The organism is Kitasatospora sp. NPDC059088 (genome assembly GCF_042738155.1).
In the GTDB taxonomy this organism is placed as follows: Bacteria; Actinomycetota; Actinomycetes; order Streptomycetales; family Streptomycetaceae; genus Kitasatospora.
Genome location: NZ_JBHYGR010000299.1, coordinates 1 through 1,717, shown reverse-complemented (window position 1 = coordinate 1,717; position 1,717 = coordinate 1). Strand labels below are relative to the sequence as shown.

Here is a 1,717-nt window from a genome sequence, read left to right as displayed (position 1 = left end):
CGCGCCGGCGCCGGGGCCGCGCCTCGGTGCCCCGGGGCCGGCGCCCGGGGGGCCCCCCCGCGCCCCCCCTTCCGCGTTCGAGACCCGCTGTCAGGCTTAGCTGAACGAGTCGCCGCAGGCGCAGGAGCCGGTGGCGTTCGGGTTGTCGATCGTGAAGCCCTGCTTCTCGATGGTGTCGACGAAGTCGACGGTGGCGCCACCCAGGTACGGGGCGCTCATGCGGTCGGTGACGACCTTGACGCCACCGAAGTCCTTGAGCACGTCGCCGTCGAGCGAGCGCTCGTCGAAGAACAGCTGGTAACGCAGGCCGGAGCAGCCACCGGGCTGGACGGCGACGCGCAGCGCGAGGTCCTCGCGGCCTTCCTGCTCCAGCAGGGCCTTGACCTTGGCCGCGGCGGCATCGGTGAGGAGGATGCCACTCTCGACGGTGGTCTCGTCCTGGACGGTCATCTGCTTTCTCCCGGTCTTGACGACGGTCTGCCGCCAGTGCCAACCACCGACCGCCCGGATTCATTTCCCGGACGGAGGGGGATTTCTACGGCCTGTTCGACGGCTGGTTCTCCGTGGGCCGGGCGCGTCACCCGGGCCTCTACGCTCCCCATGCTCGCACAACCGGGGCGGAGCGGGCACCGCCCGCGTCACGGATCCGGGCGAACGGGCCCCACGGCCGCCCGTCGGACGCCAGGATGGCGGCATGATCCTTCGCCAGGTCAGGGACACCGCAGCGGACGCGGAGGTCGTCCAGGAGGTGTCCCTCGCCGCGTTCGCCGGACCGTCCGACGACCCCGCCCGGCCACCGCGACCGACGCCGCTGCAGCTCGCCCGGACCAGACACCTGGCGCGCACCGACCCCGGCGGCTGCTGGCTGGCGGAGAGCGGCGGGCAGGCGGTCGGGGTGGTGCTGTCGATGCGCCGCGAGGGCCTGTGGATGCCCTCGCTGTTCGCCGTCCGGCCGTCCGCCCGGGACCAGGGGGTCGGGCGGCTGCTGTTCGAACGGGCCCTGGCGCACGCCCGGGGCTGCCTGCGCGGGATGGTCTGCGCCTCCGACTCCCCCGCGGCGGCCCGCCGCTACCGGCTGGCCGGCTTCACCCTGCACCCGGCGATGCGGCTGACCGGGCGGGTGGACCGGGACGGGCTGATCGACCCCGGCGACATCCCGGTGCACCGCGGCAACACCACCCACCTGCACCTGCTGGACTCGGTGGACCGGCGGCTGCGCGGGTCCGCGCACGGCCCGGACCACGAGCTGATGCTCGGCCACTTCGAGGAGCTGCTGGTCGCCGACGCACTGGCCGGCAGCGGCTACTGCTACCGGGACGGCGGCACGGTGCGGCTGCTGGCGGCCACCAGCAAGCGGATCGCGGCCCGGCTGCTGCGCGAGGCGCTGGCCCGGGTGCCGGACGGGACCGAGGCCCGGGTGGAGTACCTGACCGCCGAGCAGGAGTGGGCGCTGGACGTCGGGCTGGAGGTCGGGCTGACGCCGGAGACCGGCGGCTTCGTCGGGGTGCGCGGGATGCGGCCGCCGACGCCGTACCTGCCCAGCGGGGCCTTCCTGTAGCCCGGCGGGGACGCGTACGGCCCCACCGGGCGGGCCGGTGGGGCCGGACGGTCGATAGGGAGGACGGGGCCCCGCTCAGGCCATGGTGTCCATGATCTCACGGACCATCTCCATGTTTGGTCCCGGGTGAAGGAAGGCGAAGCGGGCGACCGTCTCCCC

At 74.3% G+C, this 1,717-nt stretch carries 2 protein-coding genes; one reads left to right on the top strand and one right to left on the bottom strand.

The annotated features are described in order from the left end of the window. Positions 1-96 precede the first annotated feature (96 nt). Complete coding sequence (locus ACFWXO_RS45480) at positions 97-450, bottom strand: iron-sulfur cluster assembly accessory protein (protein ID WP_375892557.1); 354 nt, start codon at positions 448-450, stop codon at positions 97-99. A gap of 244 nt (positions 451-694) precedes the next feature. Between ACFWXO_RS45480 and ACFWXO_RS45475 the strand changes: the two genes are divergently transcribed. After that, complete coding sequence (locus ACFWXO_RS45475) at positions 695-1,558, top strand: GNAT family N-acetyltransferase (protein ID WP_380533154.1); 864 nt, start codon at positions 695-697, stop codon at positions 1,556-1,558. Positions 1,559-1,717: the final 159 nt, after the last annotated feature.

Bases quoted from the DNA above. Each gene is read 5' to 3' on its own strand.
- ACFWXO_RS45475 (WP_380533154.1), top strand. From the start codon at position 695: ATGATCCTTCGCCAGGTCAGGGACACCGCAGCGGACGCGGAGGTCGTC.
- ACFWXO_RS45480 (WP_375892557.1), bottom strand. From the start codon at position 450: ATGACCGTCCAGGACGAGACCACCGTCGAGAGTGGCATCCTCCTCACC.